The organism is Bacteroides sp. AM07-18, assembly GCF_003602695.1.
Taxonomy (GTDB): domain Bacteria; phylum Bacteroidota; class Bacteroidia; order Bacteroidales; family Bacteroidaceae; genus Bacteroides; species Bacteroides uniformis.
Genome location: NZ_QTLM01000004.1, coordinates 139,254 through 161,757, shown reverse-complemented (window position 1 = coordinate 161,757; position 22,504 = coordinate 139,254). Strand labels below are relative to the sequence as shown.

Annotated in this window: 18 protein-coding genes; 9 read left to right on the top strand and 9 right to left on the bottom strand. The window is 47.8% G+C overall.

Features of this window, described 5'->3' with window-relative positions; all coding sequences use genetic code 11:
- Positions 1–50: 50 nt before the first annotated feature.
- Positions 51–1,226, bottom strand: a complete 1,176-nt coding sequence (locus DW096_RS08150) for an efflux RND transporter periplasmic adaptor subunit (RefSeq protein ID WP_005833830.1) — start codon at positions 1,224–1,226, stop codon at positions 51–53.
- 281 nt (positions 1,227–1,507) lie between these two features.
- On the opposite strand from DW096_RS08150, the gene DW096_RS08145 reads away from it, so the two are divergent.
- Both DW096_RS08145 and DW096_RS08140 read left to right on the top strand, forming a co-directional pair.
- On the top strand, positions 1,508–3,490 hold the full coding sequence (locus DW096_RS08145) for an Ig-like domain-containing domain (RefSeq protein ID WP_005826015.1): 1,983 nt from the start codon (positions 1,508–1,510) through the stop codon (positions 3,488–3,490).
- The gene (locus DW096_RS08140) at positions 3,405–4,319 is read left to right on the top strand and encodes a DUF3108 domain-containing protein (RefSeq protein ID WP_080545834.1); all 915 of its coding nucleotides are present in this window, start codon (positions 3,405–3,407) and stop codon (positions 4,317–4,319) included. The genes DW096_RS08145 and DW096_RS08140 overlap by 86 nt, the downstream gene beginning before the upstream one ends.
- Here DW096_RS08140 and DW096_RS08135 read toward each other — a convergent pair.
- Positions 4,264–4,707 carry a PaaI family thioesterase gene (locus tag DW096_RS08135; protein WP_005826009.1) on the bottom strand — a complete coding sequence of 148 codons (444 nt, stop codon included), beginning with the start codon at positions 4,705–4,707 and terminating at the stop codon, positions 4,264–4,266. The genes DW096_RS08140 and DW096_RS08135 overlap by 56 nt on opposite strands.
- A 178-nt stretch (positions 4,708–4,885) precedes the next feature.
- Here DW096_RS08135 and DW096_RS08130 point away from each other — a divergent pair, with 178 nt between their 5' ends.
- From DW096_RS08130 to DW096_RS08120, 3 genes are all read left to right on the top strand, one after another.
- A complete protein-coding gene (locus DW096_RS08130; RefSeq protein ID WP_005833826.1) occupies positions 4,886–6,085 on the top strand; it encodes a glycoside hydrolase family 88 protein in 1,200 nt (399 codons plus the stop codon).
- On the top strand, positions 6,082–7,626 hold the full coding sequence (locus DW096_RS08125) for a sulfatase (RefSeq protein ID WP_117713652.1): 1,545 nt from the start codon (positions 6,082–6,084) through the stop codon (positions 7,624–7,626). Before DW096_RS08130 ends, DW096_RS08125 begins: the two co-directional genes overlap by 4 nt.
- Before the next feature lie 145 nt (positions 7,627–7,771).
- Complete coding sequence (locus DW096_RS08120; protein ID WP_199711482.1) at positions 7,772–9,802, top strand: patatin-like phospholipase family protein; 2,031 nt, start codon at positions 7,772–7,774, stop codon at positions 9,800–9,802.
- 158 nt (positions 9,803–9,960) lie between these two features.
- Here DW096_RS08120 and cysS read toward each other — a convergent pair whose 3' ends face one another.
- Positions 9,961–11,436: a cysteine--tRNA ligase gene (gene cysS, locus DW096_RS08115; RefSeq protein WP_057281885.1), complete on the bottom strand. Its 1,476-nt coding sequence runs from the start codon at positions 11,434–11,436 to the stop codon at positions 9,961–9,963.
- A 125-nt stretch (positions 11,437–11,561) separates the two neighbouring features.
- On the opposite strand from cysS, the gene mnmA reads away from it, so the two are divergent.
- Positions 11,562–12,614, top strand: coding sequence for a tRNA 2-thiouridine(34) synthase MnmA (gene mnmA / locus DW096_RS08110; RefSeq protein ID WP_009037404.1), 1,053 nt, complete (start codon positions 11,562–11,564; stop codon positions 12,612–12,614).
- Positions 12,615–12,713: 99 nt separating this feature from the next.
- A complete protein-coding gene (locus tag DW096_RS08105; protein ID WP_005825995.1) occupies positions 12,714–13,595 on the top strand; it encodes a DUF3078 domain-containing protein in 882 nt (293 codons plus the stop codon).
- A gap of 145 nt (positions 13,596–13,740) precedes the next feature.
- Here DW096_RS08105 and DW096_RS08100 read toward each other — a convergent pair whose 3' ends face one another.
- On the bottom strand, positions 13,741–15,252 hold the full coding sequence (locus DW096_RS08100) for a GH3 auxin-responsive promoter family protein (protein ID WP_005833815.1): 1,512 nt from the start codon (positions 15,250–15,252) through the stop codon (positions 13,741–13,743).
- 122 nt (positions 15,253–15,374) lie between these two features.
- Here DW096_RS08100 and DW096_RS08095 point away from each other — a divergent pair, with 122 nt between their 5' ends.
- On the top strand, positions 15,375–16,385 hold the full coding sequence (locus DW096_RS08095; RefSeq protein WP_005833813.1) for an ATP-dependent 6-phosphofructokinase: 1,011 nt from the start codon (positions 15,375–15,377) through the stop codon (positions 16,383–16,385).
- Here DW096_RS08095 and rnc read toward each other — a convergent pair.
- The 3 genes from rnc to DW096_RS08080 are packed head-to-tail and all read right to left on the bottom strand — an operon-like array spanning position 16,344 to position 18,753.
- Positions 16,344–17,222, bottom strand: coding sequence for a ribonuclease III (gene rnc / locus DW096_RS08090; RefSeq protein ID WP_172679983.1), 879 nt, complete (start codon positions 17,220–17,222; stop codon positions 16,344–16,346). The genes DW096_RS08095 and rnc overlap by 42 nt on opposite strands.
- Before the next feature lie 7 nt (positions 17,223–17,229).
- Positions 17,230–18,495, bottom strand: a complete 1,266-nt coding sequence (fabF, locus tag DW096_RS08085; RefSeq protein WP_005825984.1) for a beta-ketoacyl-ACP synthase II — start codon at positions 18,493–18,495, stop codon at positions 17,230–17,232.
- Between the two features lie 21 nt (positions 18,496–18,516).
- Positions 18,517–18,753 (bottom strand): acyl carrier protein, encoded by a 237-nt coding sequence (locus tag DW096_RS08080; protein WP_004291965.1) that lies wholly within the window; start codon positions 18,751–18,753, stop codon positions 18,517–18,519.
- A 149-nt stretch (positions 18,754–18,902) separates the two neighbouring features.
- On the opposite strand from DW096_RS08080, the gene purN reads away from it, so the two are divergent.
- A complete protein-coding gene (purN, locus tag DW096_RS08075; protein ID WP_016272085.1) occupies positions 18,903–19,490 on the top strand; it encodes a phosphoribosylglycinamide formyltransferase in 588 nt (195 codons plus the stop codon).
- On the opposite strand, the gene DW096_RS08070 is transcribed toward purN, so the two are convergent.
- Complete coding sequence (locus tag DW096_RS08070) at positions 19,481–21,334, bottom strand: sulfatase-like hydrolase/transferase (RefSeq protein ID WP_057259202.1); 1,854 nt, start codon at positions 21,332–21,334, stop codon at positions 19,481–19,483. The genes purN and DW096_RS08070 overlap by 10 nt on opposite strands.
- A 116-nt stretch (positions 21,335–21,450) precedes the next feature.
- Positions 21,451–22,494: a 4-phosphoerythronate dehydrogenase PdxB gene (gene pdxB / locus DW096_RS08065; protein ID WP_118930962.1), complete on the bottom strand. Its 1,044-nt coding sequence runs from the start codon at positions 22,492–22,494 to the stop codon at positions 21,451–21,453.
- Between the last annotated feature and the right edge of the window lie 10 nt (positions 22,495–22,504).

Here is a 22,504-nt window from a genome sequence, read left to right as displayed (position 1 = left end):
TGAACAATTAAGGAATTAAAAATTGAAGAATTTTTTTATTTTTCATTCTTTCATTGAAACGCAGTCTGAATATTGCCTTCTTTCTGGTCTTTTAGAGCCTTCTGGTATTCGGCTTCCTTTTCAGCAGGCGTGATGGGCGTGATGGACTGTCCGTCCTTCAGGTTCTGTACCCCTTCGATAACGATTTTTTCGCCTGCTTTCAAACCTTCCGTCACGTAATAATACTTGCCGTCGTCTAAGCTGAACACTTTAACTTCGGTATTTTTCAGCGTGTTGTCCGGTTGCAGTACGAATACGAACTGCTTGTCCTGGATTTCGGTAGTGGCAGACTGTGGAATCATGATGACATCATGCAGCGGGTTGGGGAATACCACATTGCCGGTGCTTCCACTACGCAGCACGTTGTGCTTGTTGGGGAAGAGGGCACGCATGGTTACCGAACCGGTAGTCTGGTCAATGACTCCGCTGATTGTCTCCACGCGGCCACTGTCGGCATACATGGTTCCGTCGATGAGCTGCAACTGTACATTCGGCATCTTTTCCAGAATTTCCTTGGTGCTACCGCCTTCACGAATCTGTGACAAGAGTTGGCGTTCGGTCATGGAGAAGTAGGCGTACATTTCGGAGATGTCGGCAACGGTAGTCAGCGGGCTGGCTACGGAAGGACTAACCAAGCTACCTACGCGGTAGGGAATGCTACCTACTACACCGTCACTGGGGCTGGTTACACTGGTGTATGACAAATTGTTCTTGGCATTGACCAATTGGGCATTGGCTTGTGCTAGTTGTGCCTTTGTCTGTGCCAGCTGGTTTTCGGCCATTTGCAAATCGTAGTCACTGATGATGTTTTTCTTGTTCAGTTCACGTTTGTTGTTTACAGTCAGTTCTTGTGTGTTTACGGCAGCTTTGGCTGTTTCAACAGCAGCTTTGGCCGAATTTACGGCTGCCTGATACTGTACGGGGTCGATGCTGAACAACACTTGTCCTTTGCGCACTGTTGCGCCTTCATCCACGTGCAATTTTGTGATGAACCCACTCACCATCGGGCGGATTTCTACATCTTGTTTACCCTTGATAGTAGCAGGGTAGCTGTTTGTCAAGTTGGCAGTGGTGGTCTTTGCCTCAATCACTGCAAATTCGGGAGCTTTACCCGTTCCTTTGTCGCCTTGTCCGCAACTGCTGAGCAGTGCCAGGCAACATGCCAATAATACTAATCTACTCTTCATACTCTTTTTTGTTCTCTGTATAATTTTATATTCTTCTTTTTTTCGATTCTTGAAAGGCGTTTTTGTGTGTAATTCATGATTTAGAAATAAGGCAGGAAAAAGAAAACTGAATACTCCTATTCAGTTTTCGTCTGCAAAAATATTCTTTTCTTAGTATATAAGGTGTGAAACACTTCCTTTTTTAACTATGTTTCATACATAGATGAGAACGAAAGGACATTTTTTGATTAAAATACTGTAAAGCATACCGCTAATTGGCAGATAACCTTTATTTTTGCAGCATGTTAGAACGTAAACGCCATACTAAAATGAAGCCGCTTTTCCGTAGGTTGTTGGGGGGTGTTGCCATAGCTGCCGCACTGTATTCTTGTGCCAGTGTGGGCCGTATTGAAGGAGGACCTTATGATGAGACTCCTCCGCGTTTTATTTCCGGTACTCCCACGCCCGGCGCACTCCATCACAATAAAAATAAACTTTCCATTGAGTTCGACGAATTTATCAAGCTTGACAAGCCGAATGAGAAGATTGTAATATCCCCTCCGCAGGTGCAGCAGCCCGAAATTAAGTCTAATGGGAAGAAGGTGGTCATCACTCTGCAGGATACATTGAAACCCAATACTACTTATACATTCGATTTTGGTGATGCCATCCAGGATAATAATGAGGGGAATCCCTTGGAGAATTTCTTCTATTCTTTCTCTACGGGCGACCGTCTCGACTCTATGGCTGTGGCCGGTACAGTACTGAATGCGGCCAATCTTGAACCGGTGAAAGGAATGCTGGTCGGTCTGCATGCCAATCTGGCCGACTCCGCTTTTACCAAACTTCCTTTTGAGCGGGTGGGGCGTACGGACAGTCGCGGACGCTTCTCTATCCGTGGAGTGGCTCCCGGCAAGTATCGCATTTATGCCTTGCAGGATGCCGACCAGAATTTTGCCTATTCCCAGCCGACGGAAGTGATAGCTTTTAATGACTCTATCATCATTCCTTCCATGGAAGAGCGCATGCGCCAGGATACGACCTGGATAGACTCGCTGACAGTAGATACGATTGTAGAACGTCAATATACCCACTACCTTCCGGATGATGTTCTGCTGCGTGCTTTCAAGGAGCTTTCCTTCTCGCAACGTTTTTTGAAGGCCGAACGGTTGACTCCGGAGAAGTTTTCGCTCTATTTCACTGCTCCGGCAGACACGTTGCCTTTATTGAAAGGATTGAACTTTAATGAGGAAGATGCGTTTGTTATAGAACAGCCTACCGGCCGGAACGATACGATTCATTATTGGATAAAGGATTCTCTGCTCTATAAGCAGGATTCCCTGAAAATGAGTATCACCTATTTGTATACGGATAGCCTGAAACGATTGGTACCCCGTACCGATACTTTGAATGTGCTGGCGAAGTTGACATACGACAAGCAGCAGAAGCAGAAGCAGGAAGCGAAGGAAAAGGAACAGAAAGAGCGTGAGAAGAAAAAGAAGAAGTTGAAGGAAGGTGAGGTGGAAGAGCCCGAGCCGACGGAATTCCTGGCTGTAGATGTGTATGCCCCTTCTGCAATCGATGTATATGATTATCTTACTCTGTCGTTTACGGAGCCGGTGGCAAGCATAGATACCACCGCTTTCCATCTGAAACTGAAAGTGGACTCGTTGTGGCAGGATATCCCGTTCGACTTTATGCGCGACTCTTTGGACTTGAAGCGTTATAATCTGTTTGCCGAATGGGCACCCGGCGAAAGCTATACATTTGAAGTGGATTCTGCTGCCATACGCGGGTTGTACGGGTTGTTCTCCGACAAGATAAAGAAGGACTTCAAGGCCAAGAAGCTGGAAGAGTACGGGCAGATATTCTTTAATGTGCATGGAGCGGACTCTCTGGCTTTTGTGGAACTACTGGACGGTCAGGACAAAGTGCTGCGCACGGTGCCGGTGGTGGATGGGAAAGCCGATTTCTATTTCCTCAATCCGGGCAAATATGGAGCGCGGCTGATAAATGATACGAATGGGAATGGCGTCTGGGATACGGGAAACTACGCCGAGAAGCGCCAGCCTGAAATGGTTTACTATTATCCGATGGTTCTGGAGCTTAAAGCGAACTTTGATTTGACCCAGGAATGGGATATTAAGGCCAAGTCCCTGGATAGGCAGAAGCCGGACGAACTAAAAAAACAAAAACCAGATGAAGACAAGAAAAAGCAAAACAGGAACAAAAATAACCGCAGTGGCAATAGCAGCCGCAACAGTGGTAGAGGCCATAGCTATTAGGCGGAAGCAATTGTTCATTCTATTAATGGTGGGAGCGGTCTGTTTGGGAACCTCCCAGTCTGTTCAGGCCCAATGTACTGCAAAGAATGAAGCTTTCCAGTCGGGCGAGCATGTCATGTACGATTTATATTTCAATTGGAAGTTCATTTGGAAGAAGGTGGGTCTGGCAAGCCTCACTACCAATGCCACGACTTACCATTCCGAGCCTGCATTTCGCTTTAACTTGCTTTGTGTAGGCAGTAAAAAGACCGATTTTTTCTTCAAGATGCGTGATACGTTGACTTGTTATGTCAGCGATAGGTTGGAGCCGCTCTACTTCCGTAAAGCGGCAGAGGAGGGAAGCCGCCATACGGTGGACGAGGCTTGGTTCTCCTACTCGGACGGACTGGCGAATGTAAAGCAGAGACGCACCTGGCACAATCCCGTGCGTGAGGCTCAGGAGATGGAATACAGTGATAGTCGCTGTATCTTCGATATGTTGAGCATTTTGGCGCAGGCGCGCTCTTATGACCCTAAAGACTACAAGGTAGGGCAGAAGATACTCTTTCCCATGGCCACAGGACGCAGGGTGGAAGAGCAGACGTTGATTTACCGCGGCAAGGAGGAGGTCAAGGCGAATAACGACACCGTTTACCGCTGCTTGGTATTCTCTTTCGTAGAGTACAAGAAAGGTAAGGAGAAGGAGGTCATCACCTTCTTCGTATCCGATGATAAGAACCACCTTCCCATTCGCTTGGACATGTATTTGAATTTCGGTTCGGCCAAGGCATTCTTCAAGAGTGTCCGGGGCAACCGCTATCCGATGACGTCTGTGGTAAGGAAAAAGTGATGTTATCCCCTTTTCTAAATACACTGGATTCGAAAGTGGCAATCAGTTTTCCCTCCTGGTTGGTGACGTCGATCTGGTAATATCCGGTGGTGCGGCCGATGTAGCGTTCGCGTGCTTCGGCATACAGTACATCGCCCGGTCCGCTGCTGCGCAGGAAGGTGATATTGGACGAAAGAGAGAAGGCCAATGTTCCGTGGGAGTTGGCTGCTGCTGCCAGTGCCAGGTCGGCAAGGGTGAAGATGGCCCCTCCTTGCGTACGGCCTCCTGCATTGAGATGCTCTGCCGTGATAACCAGGCGTGCCTTGCTGTATCCTTCCTTTATTTCTATCAGTTCTACACCTGCATTCGTGGCGAAGCGGTCGTTCTTAAAAAACTCTTGTGCGGTCATGGGGAGTAATGATTAATGTTTAGTGATTAATGATTAATGGGTGGAAAATATGTGCTTCCGGACGCAAAAGTAACGATTTTAGCCATTAATTGAATTATTTAGGCGGGTCAAATCTGTACACTTGCTCTACTTTTGCAGCAGGAAAAATCATAAACTCTTAATAAATAAATCCCTTATTATGAAAACAGTCCTCACTACATTGGGAATCTCCCTCCTTGTATTGGCAGGTTGCGCAGGGCAAAAGCAGGCTGAAAGCAACTTTATCCAAGAAAACATTGATAATGCTGTGGCTCAGGAGACAATTCAGACAGACATTATCGAGAAATCCGGTAAAATCCTTAATCCTCGTACCATTGATAAGGATGGGAACATTGTCTATGTACCTATCGACGATTGGTGTTCCGGCTTCTTCCCCGGTAATATCTGGCATATGTACGAGTTGACCGGTGACCAGAAGTGGCTGCCGCTGGCAGAGAAGTATACCGAGGATTTGGATTCGGTACAATACCTTACCTGGCACCATGATGTGGGCTTTATGATTGGCAGCAGCTACCTGAACGGATACCGTTTTGCGGGTAAGGAGGAGTACAAGCCGGTCATCATACAGACAGCCAAATCATTGTCTACCCGTTTCCGCCCTGCAGCAGGCGTACTTCAGTCATGGGATGCAGACAAGGGGTGGCAGGCTGAACGTGGCTGGAAATGTCCCGTTATCATTGATAATATGATGAACCTCGAACTGCTGTTCGAAGCTTCCAGGCTGTCCGGCGACTCCACTTTCTATAACATAGCCCGGAAGCACGCCGATACGACTATGGCTAACCATTTCCGTGAGGACAACAGCTGCTATCATGTGGTGGATTATGACCCCGAAACCGGTGAAGTCCGTAAGAGACAGACTGCACAAGGCTATGCCGACGAGTCTGCTTGGGCACGTGGACAAGCGTGGGCCTTGTACGGCTATACCATGTGCTATCGCTATACACACGATGCCAAATACCTGGAACAGGCTGAAAAGGTCTACAACTTTATCTTCAACAACAAGAATCTTCCGGAAGACTTGGTTCCCTACTGGGATTTCGATGCTCCCAATATCCCGAATGAACCTCGCGATGCTTCGGCAGCTGCCTGCACGGCGTCCGCCCTTTACGAGCTGAGTACTTATCTGCCGGATAAGGGATACAAGGAAACCGCCGACCGGATTATGGAAAGCCTCGCTTCTCCTTCCTACCGTGCCAAGGTGGGTACCAACGGCAACTTCATCCTGATGCACTCTGTGGGCAGTATTCCTCACGGTGCGGAGATTGATGTACCGCTGAATTATGCCGACTATTACTTCCTGGAAGGATTGATGCGTAAAAGAGACTTGGAAAAATGAAAACTCAATTAAATATTTTGTTAGGTGGTTTAGGTTTGTTCGCCTTGCAGGGCTGTAAAGCCCCGCAGGCGGAACAATCCGTCCAGCCGAATGTCATTTACGTTTTTCCCGACCAATACCGTAACCAGGCGATGGAGTTCTGGGGCCAGGAAGGTTTTCGCGAGAAAGTGAACTTTCGGAATGACCCGGTGCATACCCCGCGCTTGAATGATTTTGCCCGGGAGTCGGTGGTGTTGACATCTGCCATGAGCAACTGCCCGTTGAGCAGTCCCCACCGTGGTTCTCTGTTGACGGGAATGTATCCTAATAAGAGTGGTATTCCATTGAATTGCAATTCGAGCCGTCCCATCAGCTCTCTGCGTGAGGATGCTGTGTGTGTGAGTGATGTTTTCTGCAATGCCGGATATGACTGCGCCTACTTTGGCAAACTGCATGCCGAATTTCCTACCCCCAACGACCCCGAACGTCCCGGACAGTATGTGGAAGACCGTGTACCTGCATGGGATGCCTATACGCCGAAAGAACGTCGTCATGGGTTCAATTACTGGTATTCTTACGGTACCTTTGACGAACACAAGAATCCGCATTACTGGGATACGGAAGGCCGTCGCCACGACCCGCGCGAGTGGTCACCGTTACACGAATCGGGCAAGGTGGTGTCTTATCTGAAGAACGAGGGGAATGTACGCGACCCGAAGAAACCTTTCTTCATTATGGTAGGCATGAATCCTCCCCATAGTCCGTACCGTTCTTTGGACGACTGTATGGAGGAAGATTTCAATCTCTATAAAAACCAGCCTCTGGACAGCTTGCTCGTCCGTCCGAATGCCGACTCCAAGATGCTCAAGGCAGAGAGTGCACGCTACTACTTTGCTTCTGTGACGGGTGTCGACCGTGCTTTCGGTCAGATACTCGATGCCTTGAAGGAACTCGGACTGGACAAGAATACCATTGTCGTGTTTGCCTCCGACCATGGAGAGACCATGTGCAGCCAGCATACGGAAGACCCGAAGAATTCCCCATACTCCGAGTCCATGAACGTTCCTTTCCTGGTGCGTTTTCCCGATAAGATTAAGCCCCGCGTGGACGACTTGATGCTTTCCTCGCCGGACATCATGCCTACCTTGTTGGGTCTTGCCGGTCTTGCCGACTCCATTCCGGCCGAGGTGCAGGGACGCAACTATGCACCGCTTTTCTTCGATGAAAAGGCGGATATTGTACGTCCCACCGGCGCTCTCTACATCCAGAACCTGGACGGTGAGAAGGATGCGGAAGGTATGGTCCGTTCCTACTTCCCTTCGTCGCGCGGCTTTAAATCGGCGCGCTACACGCTGGCGCTCTACATTGACCGCGAAAACCATAAGCTGGTCAAAAGTTTGTTGTTTGACGATGAAAAGGACCCGTATCAGATGAATAACCTTTCTTTGGAAGAAAACCAAGAAGTCGTAAAAGACCTTTGCGCAGAGATGGGCAAAGTGTTGAAAGAAATTGATGATCCTTGGTATAAGGAAGGTATCTTGAAGGATATGATACCTTATTGATTGGAAATGGGTTATAGATAATCCTCCATAAATTGCTTGAACGTTTTTTGCGACCCGCTTCGACTGATAGTGAACTATTTGTCGGAGCGGGTTGTTTGATTCAGAGTGGAATAAATTACCAATACGTATTAAGTAAATGATGGAGATGAAGTACAGACTATGGGCTTGTTTGTTGTTTTTGCCGATGGTCCTTTGGGCGTCCGGGCGTCCGAAAGTGGCTGTCGTACTCAGTGGGGGTGGCGCCAAAGGGACGGTGCATATCGGTGCTCTGAAAGTAATTGAAGAAGCGGGTATCCCTATAGATTATGTGGTGGGCACTAGTATGGGGGCCATTGTGGGCGGTTTGTATTCTATCGGATATACCCCGCAGCAATTGGACAGTATGGTGAATGCCCAGAACTGGAAATTCTTGCTCTCGGATGCCCCCAATCCTAAGGATGTGTTGCTGGATGACCGGTTGAAGTCGGAGCGCTATGTACTCTCCATTCCGTTTTCTTTGAAATCTGCCGCTGTTTCGGATGCGGGTATCATAAAAGGGAAGAACCTGGCACGTTTGTTCTCCACATTGACAGAAGGTTACCAGGATTCTGTGGATTTTAGCCGTCTTCCTATTCCGTTTGCCTGCGTGTCGGAAAATCTGGTGAATGGCAGCGAAGTAGTGTTCCATGAGGGAATACTGGCCACTGCCATGCGTTCCAGCATGTCCATTCCCGGTGTGTTTGCTCCGGTAGACCTGGATGGAATGGTGTTGGTGGACGGTGGAATGGTGAATAACTATCCGGTAGATGTGGCGCTTGCCATGGGGGCCGACTACATTATCGGGGTGGATGTGCAGAGTCCGCTGCTTAAGGCTTCCGAGCTGAAATCGGTGAAAGACATCTTCGGGCAAATCATCAATCTGCAAGGAGAGAAGAAATACCGTGAGAATCTGCGTAATACCGACGTATTGATAAAGGTGGATGTCACCGGCTATTCGGCTGCAAGTTTCACCAAAGAGGCCATCGACACTTTGATGGTGCGGGGAGAGCGTGCTGCCATGGACAGTTGGGACGGACTGCTTGCCCTGAAACGGAAGCTGGGACTTGCAGAAGATTATCAGCCTCGCCGCCCGGGACCTTTCCGCTTGCCCGGCGTGGCTGTTGATAGGGAGATTCCCGTTGATTCCCAAATAGCCGCCCCTGCTGTACGGGAGAACAAGCTGAATGTCGGTTTTCGTTTTGATACGGAAGAACTGGCGGCGTTGCAGGCAAATACGGACTTCTATTTCGGCCGGCAGCGGGAGTCGCTGGCCAGCCTCACCGCCCGTCTGGGCAAGCGTACACTGGCACGACTCGGATATGGTTATCAGTGGGACGGTGGATGGCAGGCAGGACTTGCCTATCAGTTCGACTATAAAGATATGAATATTTATAATGAAGGCAAACGGGCGCTGGATTTGACTTTTACACATCAGCTGGTCCGTATGGGGGCGGCGAAGGACTGGAACAATATCCAGGTCAGTTTGGGCATTGACTTTGATTACTACCACTATCATGATTTGCTGTCGCTCGACCCGTTGGCTTCGGCACTGTTTGAGAATTCGTCCTTATTCAGTTACTTTGCCGGACTTGTGTTCAACAACTTGAATGAGAGGAGCGCCCCTACAAAAGGGATGTCGTGGGCGGTATCCTACCATCTCTATACGGATAACCTCTTCCAGTATAAGGACAACAATCCTATTTCTGTTTTCGATGTCCGTTGGCAGGGATGTTTCTCTCCGTCGAGTAAGCTCACTGTCACTCCTTCGTTTTATGGACGCGTATTGTCCGGAAGCGATAATTATCCTTTTGCCATCATCAATATGGTGGGGGGGACCATACCGGGGCGCTATATGCTACAGCAGATACCGTTTACGGGCATCAACCGTGCGGAACTGTCACAAGCCGCATTGCTGGTTGCAGGGCTGAACCTCAGACAGCGTATCTTGAAAAACCAGTATATATCAGTGATGGGCAGTTATGGGCGAAACTCCGGGAAGTTTCATCAGATTCTTGACTCTTCCGAATCGGTTGATATGGCAGGGGTAGGCATCGGCTATATGTACAAGAGTTTTCTGGGACCAGTGGAGATACAATTGAATTGGTCCAACCAGACGAAGAAAGTAGGGTGGTATGCCGGGTTCGGATTCGTATTCTAACAGGGATGTATCAAAATACACAATCACCATAGGATTATACAGATTTTATTTTTCAGTTAAAAGAACAGAAGAACAAGAGAGAGAAATATGTTCTTTTGTTCTTCTGTCTAAAACTTACCCCAATCTGTATGATTCTGTGGTGAGTTATGATACCTTCGTTATTTATTCAGCTTCCATTCGCTTCCGTCCTTACCGTCCTTAATCTCGAAACCGAGTGCGGTGAGTTCATTACGGATTTTGTCGGATGTAGCCCAATCTTTGTTGGCTTTTGCCTTTGAACGCTCTTCCAATAGCATGTCCACTACCTTGCCGAAGGCGGCTTCACGCTCTTCGTTGGAGGCGTTGTCTTCTTGTAATCCTAAGATGTCGAAGCAGAAAAGGTGGAAGGTCTCCTTCAATTCTTTCAGGTCTTCGGCTGCGATGGAATCGTTTCCAGCCAGGATATTGTTTACCATTTTGGCGCCGTCGAAGAGGTGGGCGATGACAATCGGTGAGTTCAAGTCATCATTCATGGCTTCGTAACACTTGGCACGCAGGGATTTCACGTCTATGGTAGAGGTTGCAGCAGGGGTAATCTTGTCCAGTCCATGTACAGCATCCATCAGTCTTGCCAATCCCTTTTCGGCGGCTTGCAGAGCTTCGTTGCTGAAGTCTACCGTACTGCGGTAGTGGGCTTGCAGGGTGAAGAAGCGGATGGTCATTGGGCTGTAGGCTTGCTCCAGCATGGGGTGTGTGCCTTTGAAGAGCTCTTCCAATGTGATGAAGTTACCGTAAGACTTACCCATTTTCTGTCCGTTCACGGTCAGCATGTTGTTGTGCATCCAATAATGTACCATATCTTCCCCTTGGGAAGCTACGGATTGTGCAATCTCGCATTCGTGATGCGGGAAGATAAGGTCCATGCCGCCACCATGAATGTCGAAGTGCTCGCCCAAGTATTTCTTTCCCATGGCTGTACATTCGGCGTGCCAGCCGGGGAAGCCGTCGCTCCACGGGGAAGGCCAACGCATGATGTGTTCCGGTTGCGCACATTTCCAGAGGGCAAAGTCTGCGGGGTTGTGCTTCTCGCTCTGTCCGTCCAGTTCGCGGGTGGTGTTGAGAACATCATCCAGGTTGCGTCCGGAGAGCTTGCCGTAGTGATGGTCCTTATTGTATTTTTCTACATCGAAATAAACGGAACCTTCACTTTCGTAGGCATATCCGTTCTTCAATATCTCCTTTACAAGTTCTATCTGTTCGATGATGTGGCCGCTGGCATGTGGCTCGATACTGGGAGACAGCACATTCAATGCATCCATCGCCTTATGATAGCGGTTGATGTAGTACTGTGCCACTTCCATTGGTTCCAGTTGTTCCAGACGGGCTTTTTTCGCAATCTTGTCTTCACCTTCGTCGGCATCGTGCTCCAGATGGCCCACGTCGGTAATGTTGCGGACATAGCGCACCTTGTAGCCGATGTGCGTCAGGTAGCGGAACAGCAGGTCGAAAGTGATGGCAGGGCGTGCATGTCCCAAGTGCGGGTCACCGTACACGGTCGGTCCGCAGACATACATGCCTACATGCGGTGCATGCAGCGGTACGAACAGCTCTTTTTTTCTATTTAAAGTGTTGTAAATGGTCAGTTGATGTTCCATAACAGTTGATTATTAGTTCTTTTAGGAGTACAAAGGTATAATAAATCTGTGAAAATCTATAATGATATTCTGTTTTATAAGAGTAAATGCAACGGATTTCACCTTCGTTTATTACTTTTGTATCCATGAAGTCAGATAAACGTGTATTGCTTGGCATGAGTGGCGGCACGGATAGTTCCGTGGCCGCCATGAGGTTGCAGGAAGCCGGTTATGAGGTGACTGGCGTGACTTTCCGTTTCTATGAGGCAGGAGATGAGACCGGGTATTTGGAAGATGCACGGGCTCTGGCCCTGAAGCTGGGGATGAAACACATTACCTATGATGCACGCGAGCTTTTCCGTTCGCGTATTATCCGCTATTTTGTGGAAGAGTATCTAAGGGGGCGTACTCCCGTTCCTTGCACGGTCTGCAATAATGAGCTGAAGTGGGCGCTGTTGGCTAAAATAGCCGATGAAAAGGGGATTTATTGGATTTCTACCGGACATTATGTGCGTAAAGTCTTGTCCGGAGGAAAGTATTATATAGCTCCTGCCGCAGATAAGGACAAAGACCAGACTTTCTTTCTGTGGGGATTGAAGCAGGACATCCTGCAGCGTATGTTGCTTCCGATGGGAGATATTACGAAAAATGAGGCGCGCTCGTATGCGGCGGAGCGTGGTTTCGGGCAGGTGGCTGCGAAGAAAGACAGTATAGGGGTGTGCTTTTGTCCTTTGGATTACCGTTCCTTTTTAAAGTGTGAAGTCCCCGAAACACTATTACCCGGTAAAGGTAGATTCGTCGATGAAAAGGGGAATTTCTTAGGATGGCATGAGGGCTATCCGTTTTATACCGTAGGGCAACGTAGGGGCTTGGGTATCCATCTGAACAAGGCTGTTTTTGTGAAAGAGACAAGAGTGGAAAGCAATGAAGTCGTTTTAGCTCCGCTCTCTTCCCTCTACAGGCAGGAAATGTGGCTGGGAGACTGGAACCTGGTGGAGAATAGTCGTGTGCTGGGTGCAAACGAGGTTATTGTGAAGATACGCTACCGTAAGCAGGCAAACCGGTGCAGGGTGACTCTTACGGTGGAAGGTCTGTTACGTGTCCGTCTGATAGAGCCGCTGGAATCCATTGCACCCGGGCAGGCAGCGGCTTTCTATGATAAGGACGGATACTTGTTGGGCGGTGGAATTATTCTCTGAACCTTACATTCGTTTTATAGCTTCTCGAACAAAAGATAGTAAATGTTGTTAATTTTATGAGACGTCTTTTTATGAGAAACTTTTAAAACGAACTGTAATATGAAAAGGATATATATTGTAATGTTGTTTGCTGCTTTAGCAACCATAACTTATGCTCAGACGGATGATAAAGGTTATCAGGAGGGAGCTTGGGTATTGAAAGGAGTGACTGGTCTTAATATGTCACAGACTGCCATGGCCAACTGGTCGGCAGGAGGTGAGAATTCCATTGCTGGAAATGCCTACTTGAATGCATCACTGACACACAAGAAAGGAAACTGGCTCTGGGTCACCAACATGGTGCTGGACTATGGCTTGTCGAAAACCAAATCTCAGGGGATGAGGAAAAGTAGTGATAAAATAGGGCTTTCCACTCAGTTGGGATATTCTACAGACAACGTCTGGTTCTATACACTGATGGGTGATTTGAATACCCAGTTTGCCAAAGGATATGACTATCCCGACAAAGAGCACCAGATTTCCAATTTCTTTGCTCCTGCCTATTCGAATATCGCCCTGGGTATGGAATGGAGGCCTAAGAGTAACTATTCTCTACTGCTTTCACCCGTTTCCACCAAGATGACTTTCGTGACTGATGACTATCTTTCCGATTTGGGTGCTTTTGGTGTAGACCCGGGTGACCACTTCAAGATAGAGGGTGGCGCTTTTGTGAAAGCCCGTGCTGAATTGCCCGTGATGGAGAATGTGAATCTGATTACTACGGCTGATTTCTTTACTCCTTACAGCAAAGATTTTGGAAACATAGATGTGAATTGGGATGTACTTATCAGCATGAAAATCAATAAAGTATTGTCGGCTACCATCAATACAACTCTGAAGTATGACAATGATGTGAAAACGTTTGATGACAATGGAGTGAAGAAGGGCGCCAAGGTGCAGTTTAAGGAAGTGCTGGGAATTGGGCTGGCATATAATTTCTAATCCTTGAGGCTGATTGTTGAAATGAAAAAGTAAAGTCAAAACGTACTGACTGATTTGTAAAACGCGGATTACGCAGATTACATGGATTTATTAATTTATCCGCGTAATTTGCGTAATCCGCGCTTGATTTTTATGATATAGTAATTTACCGGTTTAGTTCCAGCATTTCCTCTATATACTCCCTCGTGTTGCTGAGCCGGGGCACCTTATGCTGTCCGCCGAGTTTCCCCTTGCTATCCAGCCAGTCATGGAAGAGGTTGGGGCGGGCAACGATGATTTCCAGCGGTTGCAGCGCCAGATTATTCTGCCTTTTAGCCTCGTAGTCGGAGTTCACCTCTTTCAGGGTATCGTCCAATACTTTGGCGAACTTCTCCAGGCTGTCCGGCATTTGTGCAAACTCTATCAGCCACTGGTGGCGGCATTTGGCATGCTTGTCCATAAACACGGGAGCAGCAGAGTAATCTACTACTTGTGCACCGGTCTCGGCACATGCCCTGGCAAGTCCTCTTTCCGCGTTATCCACAATCAGTTCTTCGCCGAACGCGTTGATAAAGTGCTTGGTACGTCCGGTGATGACGAACTTATAGGGGTTCTTCGATGTGAACTTCACCGTATCTCCAATCATATATCGCCACAAACCGGCAGAAGTGGAGATTACCATGGCGTAGTTTTTGTTCAGCTCCACCTCCTCGAGGCAGAAGGTACGCGGATTCTCCTTGCCTACATCTTCAAGCGGGATGAACTCGTAGAAGATACCGTAGTCAATCATCAGCAACATGGCAGGGTCGGCAGGGTCGTTCTGCGTGCCGAAGTAGCCTTCGGAGGCGTTATAAGTCTCTACATAATGCATCTTGCTGCTGCGGATCACGTCTTTGTATTGCTCGCGGTAGGGAGTGAAGGCAACGCCGCCGTGGAAGAATACCTCCAGGTTGGGCCATATCTCTTCGAGGCTCTGCTTTCCCGTCTTTTCCAGTATATGTTTGATGAGTACAAGCATCCAGGACGGTACACCGGAAAGGTTGCTTACATTTGCATGGATGGTTTCGCGGGCAATGGCCTCCATTTTGGGCTCGAAGTGCTCCATCAAGGCTGTCTGCTTGCTGGGTACGCGGACAAAGTTTACCAGTGGGTTGATATTTTCTATGAGGATGGCGGAGAGGTCGCCTACAAGACTGTGGTTGGTGTTCAGGTTGGGAGCGTGGCTGCCTCCAAGGATAAGCCCTTTACCGGAAAAGAAGCGACTTTCGGGATTCTGTCCCAGATAGATGGCAACGGCATCCCGGCCTCCCTTGTAATGCGTGTCGTGCAAGGACTCCCGGCTGACGGGCAGGAACTTGCTCTTGTCGTTGGTGGTACCCGATGATTTGGCAAACCAACGTATTTCCGAAGGCCAAAGCAGATTTTGCTCACCGGCACGCAGGCGGGTTACATAAGGTTTTACTTCTTCGTAAGTTTGTATGGGAAGGCGCTTCTTGAAATCTTCATAAGTACGGATAGAGGCATAGTCATGCTTCTTTCCCCATTCCGTGTTTGCCGCTGTCCGGACGAGGCGCTGCAGTACAAGCTGTTGCAATTCACCGGCATGGCTGGTGTATTGTTCGATTTCTTTCAGACGGGGAGCAAAATATACCTTATTCAGAAACTTTGTAATATTCATCGTTCTTTGTGAAATCTTATTTTAAACCGCAAAAATAATCTTATTTATCGGCATCTCTATCTTTTTTCTCTTTTTTTTCTATCTTTACGGACCTATAGAACAATAATTCAAACAAAAATATCATGAGAATAGGTATTTTGACTTCAGGAGGCGACTGTCCCGGCATCAACGCTACCATTCGCGGTGTATGCAAAACAGCTATCAACCATTATGGAATGGAGGTAATTGGCATTCACAGCGGTTTTCAGGGGCTGCTGACCAAGGATGTGGAGTCGTTTACCGAAAAGTCCTTATCTGGTTTGCTGAACTTGGGAGGTACGATGCTCGGTACTTCGCGCGAGAAGCCCTTTAAGAAGAACGGCGTGATGTCCGGCGTGGACAAACCGGCACTGATAGCGCGGAATATCGAAGAGATGGGGCTTGATTGTGTAGTCTGTATCGGCGGGAACGGTACGCAGAAGACAGCCGCCAAACTCTCTGCTATGGGGCTGAACATTGTGTCTGTACCTAAAACCATAGACAACGATATTTGGGGAACTGATTTCTCCTTCGGATTCGATTCTGCCGTCAGCATTGCTACGGATGCCATCGACCGGTTGCACAGCACGGCCAGCTCGCACAAACGGGTGATGGTGATTGAGGTGATGGGGCACAAGGCAGGTTGGATAGCCTTATACTCCGGTATGGCAGGCGGTGGTGACGTGATTCTGATTCCGGAGATTCCCTATAATATCCACCGTATCGGAGAAACGATTCTGAATCGGCTGAAGAAAGGAAAGCCTTACTCCATCGTGGTGGTAGCCGAAGGTATACAGACGGACGGGCGGAAGCGTGCCGCCGAGTATATCGCTCAGGAGATAGAGTATGAGACGGGTATCGAGACCCGTGAGACTGTGTTGGGTTATATTCAGCGGGGCGGCTCACCCACACCTTTTGACCGTAACCTTTCCACACGTATGGGCGGACATGCCACGGAACTGATTGCCAACGGGCAGTTCGGGCGGATGATTACCTTGAAGGGGAATGAAATAGCTTCTGCACCGCTGGAGGAGATTGCGGGCAAGTTGAAGCTGGTGACGGAAGACAATGACTTAGTTGTCCAGGGACGTCGGATGGGAATCTGTTTCGGCTAATTTTTCTTGTGGGGATTCTTCAACAGCTTCTGCCATGGGATTTTCTTCTGTGGAGGTTTCTGTTGCATGGTTTCGCTCCTTGGCTGCCTGGACTTCCTCCTTGAAAGCGGCATCCTTAATTTTTTTCAATGCCATCTGTGCCGCATTTTGTTGCGACTCCTTCTTGGAATAACCGGTGCCGGTACCTGCCGATATCCCTTCGATGCGGACTTCGGTGTGGAACATCGGATTGTATTCTTCGTCGAGAAACTGCTCGATAAGCTCGAATGACACCTCCATTTTGTTCTTCTGGCTCCATTCGATGAGTTTTGACTTGAAGTTGACCTCTTTGCGAGACATCTTGTCGAGGTCGATATAGTTTTTGAAAATCTTCTCTTCCATGAACTGCTTGCAGCGGTCGTAGCCCTGGTCCAGATAAATGGCGCCGATGAAGGCTTCGAATGCATTGCCGTACATGTAGCTGTTGTGGGATGAGGAGCGGGTGGAGTATTTCACCAGTTTGTCCAGTCCGATTTCCACGGCCAGTTTGTTGAGTGTTTCCCGCTGTACAATTTTGGAACGGGTATTGGTAAGGAAACCTTCGCGGCGTCCTTCGAAATGGCGGTAGACAATATCTCCTACAATGGCGTCGAGGATAGCATCGCCCAAGAATTCCAGCCGTTCGTTGTTGATGGGACGTCCTTTTTCGGAGCGCATGGAGATGGATTTATGCAGCAAAGCCTGCTGATAGACCTTGATGTCACGTGGAAAGAAGCCGAGAATTCTGTAAAAACAAAAATAAGACTCTCTATCCTTGCGGAACAAGAGCCTTATTTTATCTATTTGGTTACGTAACACGACCTTATTATTCTGCGTATTTCTTGAAAATGACACACGCATTATGACCACCGAATCCAAAAGTATTGGACAAAGCTACGTTCACTTCGCGCTTTTGTGCTTTGTTGAACGTGAAGTTCAGGTCATAGTCGATGTTTTCGTCGTTATCACCCTCTTCGTGGTTGATGGTCGGAGGAACAATGCCATTCTTGATGGCGAGGATGCTTGCAATGGATTCTACCGCACCGGCAGCGCCCAGCAAGTGGCCGGTCATGGATTTTGTCGAACTGATGTTCAACTCATACGCATGCTGTCCGAATACCTCTTTGATTGCTTTTGCTTCCGAAATATCACCTACGGGAGTAGATGTACCGTGAACATTGATATAATCTACTTCTTCGGGTTTCATTTCTGCATCTTCCAACGCATTCAGCATCACTAACTTGGCTCCCAAACCTTCGGGGTGAGAGGCTGTCAAGTGATGAGCGTCGGCAGACATTCCTACGCCGGCAACTTCCGCATAGATTTTGGCACCGCGTGCCTTGGCGTGTTCCAGTTCCTCGAGAACGAGACAACCGCCACCTTCACCCATGATGAATCCGTCACGGCTTGCGCTGAACGGACGGGATGCAGTTTCGGGAGAATCATTGCGGGTTGACAATGCATGCATGGCATTGAAACCACCTACACCGCAAGCGGCGATGGCAGCTTCCGAACCACCGGACACGATAACATTTGCCTTACCCAAACGGATGAGGTTAAACGCATCGGCAATGGCATTTGTGGAAGTGGCACATGCAGAACAAGTTGCGTAGTTGGGACCATGGAAACCATACATGATGGAAATTTGTCCGGCAGCAATGTCCGAAATCATCTTGGGGATGAAGAACGGATTGAATTTGGGGCCGTTTTCCTTACCGGTCAGGGCATAGTTGCCCGCCTCTTCTTCGAATGTACGGATGCCACCGATACCGGCGCCGAAGATGACACCGATTCTGTTTAAATCCTCATTTTCGACGTCAAGCCCAGAGTCACCTACCGCTTCTTTGGCTACTGCAATGGCATATTGTGTGTACAAGTCCATCTTGCGGGCCTCTTTGCGGTCTATATATTTGGTAGCATCGAAGCCTTTTACTTCGCATGCAAACTGAGTCTTGAAAAGCGATGCATCGAAATGAGTAATAGGTCCTGCTCCACTAACCCCATTCACAAGATTTTCCCAGAATTCGGGAACACTGTTGCCAATGGGAGTAATGGCGCCGAGACCTGTTACTACAACTCTTTTTAATTCCATGTTATAAACGAATGGATAAGATTACTTAGCGTGTTCTTCGATGTAAGATACAGCATCACCTACAGTACCAATCTTTTCAGCCTGGTCATCGGGAATAGAGATACCGAATTCCTTTTCGAATTCCATGATAAGTTCTACAGTGTCAAGAGAATCAGCTCCCAGGTCGTTAGTGAAGCTAGCTTCGTTAGTAACTTCTGATTCTTCTACGCCTAATTTATCGACGATAATCGCTTTCACTCTTGATGCAATTTCAGACATAACTTTAAGTTTTTAATTAATAATTAGTTTTATTTCTTTAAATTTGCGGTGCAAAGGAATGAATATTTATCATTCCTCGCAAATATTTGATGAATTAAATGCACCTTTTTGCACATTTTTCACGGTTTTGTGCAGTAATTGGAGGGATTATGGGAAAAAATATCGCAGTTTTAGCGTCGGGAAGTGGTACGAATGCCGAGAATATCATCCGTTATTTCCGGGAAAAAGGTTCGGCACGTGTGGCTCTGGTTTTGACTAACCGGCAGAATGCGTTTGTTTTAGAGCGTGCCAAGGGGCTGGGAGTGCCTTGTGTCTGGTTTGCCAAGAGCGATTGGGAAAGTGGAGAGCTTGTTTTGTCGACGCTTCGAGAGCATGATATTGATTTTGTGGTATTGGCAGGATTCCTGGCACGTGTGCCGGACAATATTCTGCATGCTTATCCCAATAAAATGATAAATATACATCCTTCGTTGCTGCCCAAGTTCGGTGGAAAGGGAATGTACGGCGACCGTGTGCACGAGGCAGTGATTGCTTCCGGCGAAAAGGAAAGCGGTATTACCATCCATTATACGAATGAGCATTATGACGAAGGCGGCATTATCTGCCAGCAGAAATGCCCCGTATTGCCGGGCGATACGCCGGAGGAGCTGGCGCAACGCATCCACCGGCTGGAGTATGAATACTATCCGAAGGTGATAGAGGAGTTGGTGGAAGGTCTCTCTCCCAGTTATTTATAGAATCGGTTAAGGGAGAGGATGGCCTCGTTCAGCTTACGGTTGTCTATCTTGTAATTTTCCAGGGGATTCAATGCACTGTCGCTGATCTCTATATATCCGGAAGGGTGTTTTTCCAGAATAGTATGATTTTCTACGATAAAGGCATAATTGAGATTGTCGCCCACGATATGCCAGTTCCGTGGACAAGTATCGGTTATTAAATGCCCCATACTGTAATCGGAAGGCGGATTGGTTACACCCAGCACTTTATTCATTAGGGTTGGTGCAAAATCATAGTGCGTGGTACGGTGATGGTAGGTATGTGGCTGTTCTCCCGGTTCATATAATAGGAAGGGGATATGTGTTTGTACCGGTGAATAATTACTGCCGTGGCCCCAATAATTTTTATGATTCTCATTGAATTCTTGTCCATGGTCTCCGGTAATGATGACCAGGGTATTGTCTAGCAGTTTCTTTTCTTCAAGTTTGTGGAGGACGCATCCCACCAGTGAGTCGGCTTCCGCCACGCAGTTGTAGTAGAGGTTCAGGAAAGGAGTAGGGTCTATGTCGTTGTTCAGTTTCATATAGTCGGCGAACTCCCAGGACGGTTGGAAACGATAAAGCTTGTCCTTCGGCACTTCATATCCGTGTGCCAAATCATAGAAGAGAAAGGAAAAGAAAGGTTTTGTACCGCTGCCCAGCGTATCGAGTGCTTGCAGATAATCTGCTGTAATACGGCAGTCGCGGTCATAAACGGTTTTTCCTTCGGTATGGGTACGCAAGTCGGGTACCTTTGAGAAAAGTATTTTGGCAAATGGCGGGTTGACGATTGTAGCACTGGGATAAATACCTATCTGATAATTCTGCTTCAATAGTTCTTCTATGAGCAGGGGCTGTATGCCCGATACCTCAAAATCAGTCCAGTAGATGGATGAGAGACTGAAGAAAAGCCCGAAGATACTTCCACGTGTGCCATTGCTGCTGCTTAGATGGGAGGTGAATCTGCTGCAACTGTCGGCAAAGTGGCTGATATGAGGTGTAATGTCCTGGTTAAAGGCGCGGTAGTTCCATGAGTCTATGGCTATCAGCACTACATTCTTGGGGTTGGAATGGACTTCGTATTTCAAAGAATCTATCGGATAGTTGAGGTCAGCAGACTGCTTCTTGTTGTTGAAGTTCATTTTAATGACATCCTTGGATGAGACCACTCCTAACTTCATCATCAGGCGGGTTGCCGTAAGCGGGAAGTAATAGGGCAGGCAGGGGGCGCTGCGAATCACTGAAGTCTTTTGCACTACGGCGGCATAGGCATGATAAAAGTTAGAGAATAGTGCAAACAAAATCAGAGTGGCAAGTACAGGACGGAAGCCACAGCGGTGAAAGCGGGTATAACAATGGCCTGCAAGTATTCTTAGCAAAGTATTGGCGGCAAATATACCCACTAATACTCCTGCAATCTTCAGATAAAGCCAGAAGCTGAATGTGAAAATCTCACTGTTGCCCTCTCCAACCAGGAGATTCAGTACAAAACCATTGATATGGAACTTGTAAAGACTGTACACACTGCCGTCTATGTAAGCAAGTATATTGAGTAATGATACAAGAATAATGTGTGTGATGGCGGCGGCTTGATGGCGCCGGACGGTAATGGCTACGATTAAGGATATGATGTAAGGAATAAGTGCCCACAAGGCGGCATGTGAGCAAGCGGCCGTTATATAAAACATCCAGCCTCCCACGTCCATCATGGCGAGCCGGGGACTGTGAATCAGATAAAACAGAAATTGTATGGCAATCGTCAGAGTTGAAATTGCATAAAAAATAAATCCTTCACTGAGTGATTTCTCTAACTGTATTTTTTGCATTGATATTGTAATGTTTTGCCTATAGTTTCCTCTGATTCGGCATTGATAGTAAAGGCGTGAGGAACTTATATAGTGACGTCTTTTGTATTATCGGGCTGTATCTCTAAATGTATGTGCTACTTTGGGATATAAGTGTAAGCATCTTTTTCTCTTCGTAGCGGGTAGTCTCCCCGCAATTTTTCAAATTGTTCGGGATGTGTTTTCAGTGCTTCGCTGTCCCTTCTCGGGTCATACATTTGCAGATATGCTTCTGCCAGGTTGTCGGCGGTAATAATCGGGTTCCGGGGTTGGGGGGGAGCGATGCGGTAGTCGGCTTTGATGTGAAAGAAACGGCAAAGGGCATCCAGGGACATACGGGTGGCATTGGCTTTTCCGTCGGCTGAATAACCGGCTATATGGGGAGTTCCAAGGAACACTCTATTTAATAAGGTAAGATTGATATCAGGCTCATTCTCCCATACATCAATGATGGCATCGGAAATCAGTCCGTCTTCTAAGGCATTCAGGAGCGCATTGGTTTCAATCACCTCTCCACGTGAGGTATTGATAATGACGGGACAGCGTTTTAATGACCGGAAGAAAGTATGGTCTGCCAAATGGAATGTTTTGTATGGCCCTTCCTTATATAAAGGTACGTGGAAGGTGAGGATATCACATTCTGCTGCGAGTGCTTGCAAGGAACTGAAATCGCCCTCTCCTTCCTTGTCTTGCCGGGGCAGGTCATTCTTCAGGACACGCATGCCCAGTTCTTGCCCTACTTGGGCTATTTTGCTACCCACATTGCCTACGCCGATGATGCCTAATGTCAATTCGGACAGTTGTACTCCTTTGAGTTGTTGCAATAATAGTAAGGCTGATTGCACGTATTGGGCTACGGATGCTGAATTGCATCCGGGGGCATTGGTCCAAGCGATGCCTGCTTCACGGCAATATTCCGTATCTATATGGTCGAAGCCTATGGTGGCGGTAGCAATGAAGCGGACTTTACTGCCTTCCAGCAATTCCTTGTTGCAGCGGGTGCGGGTACGTATAATCAGTGCATCGGCATCTTTTACCAACTCCGGAGTGAAGTCTCTGCCGGGAGTATAAATCACGCTGTCGGCTATTTTTTCGATGGCTTCCTTAATAAAAGGTATCTTGTTGTCAACAATGACTCTCATAATGCTGCTG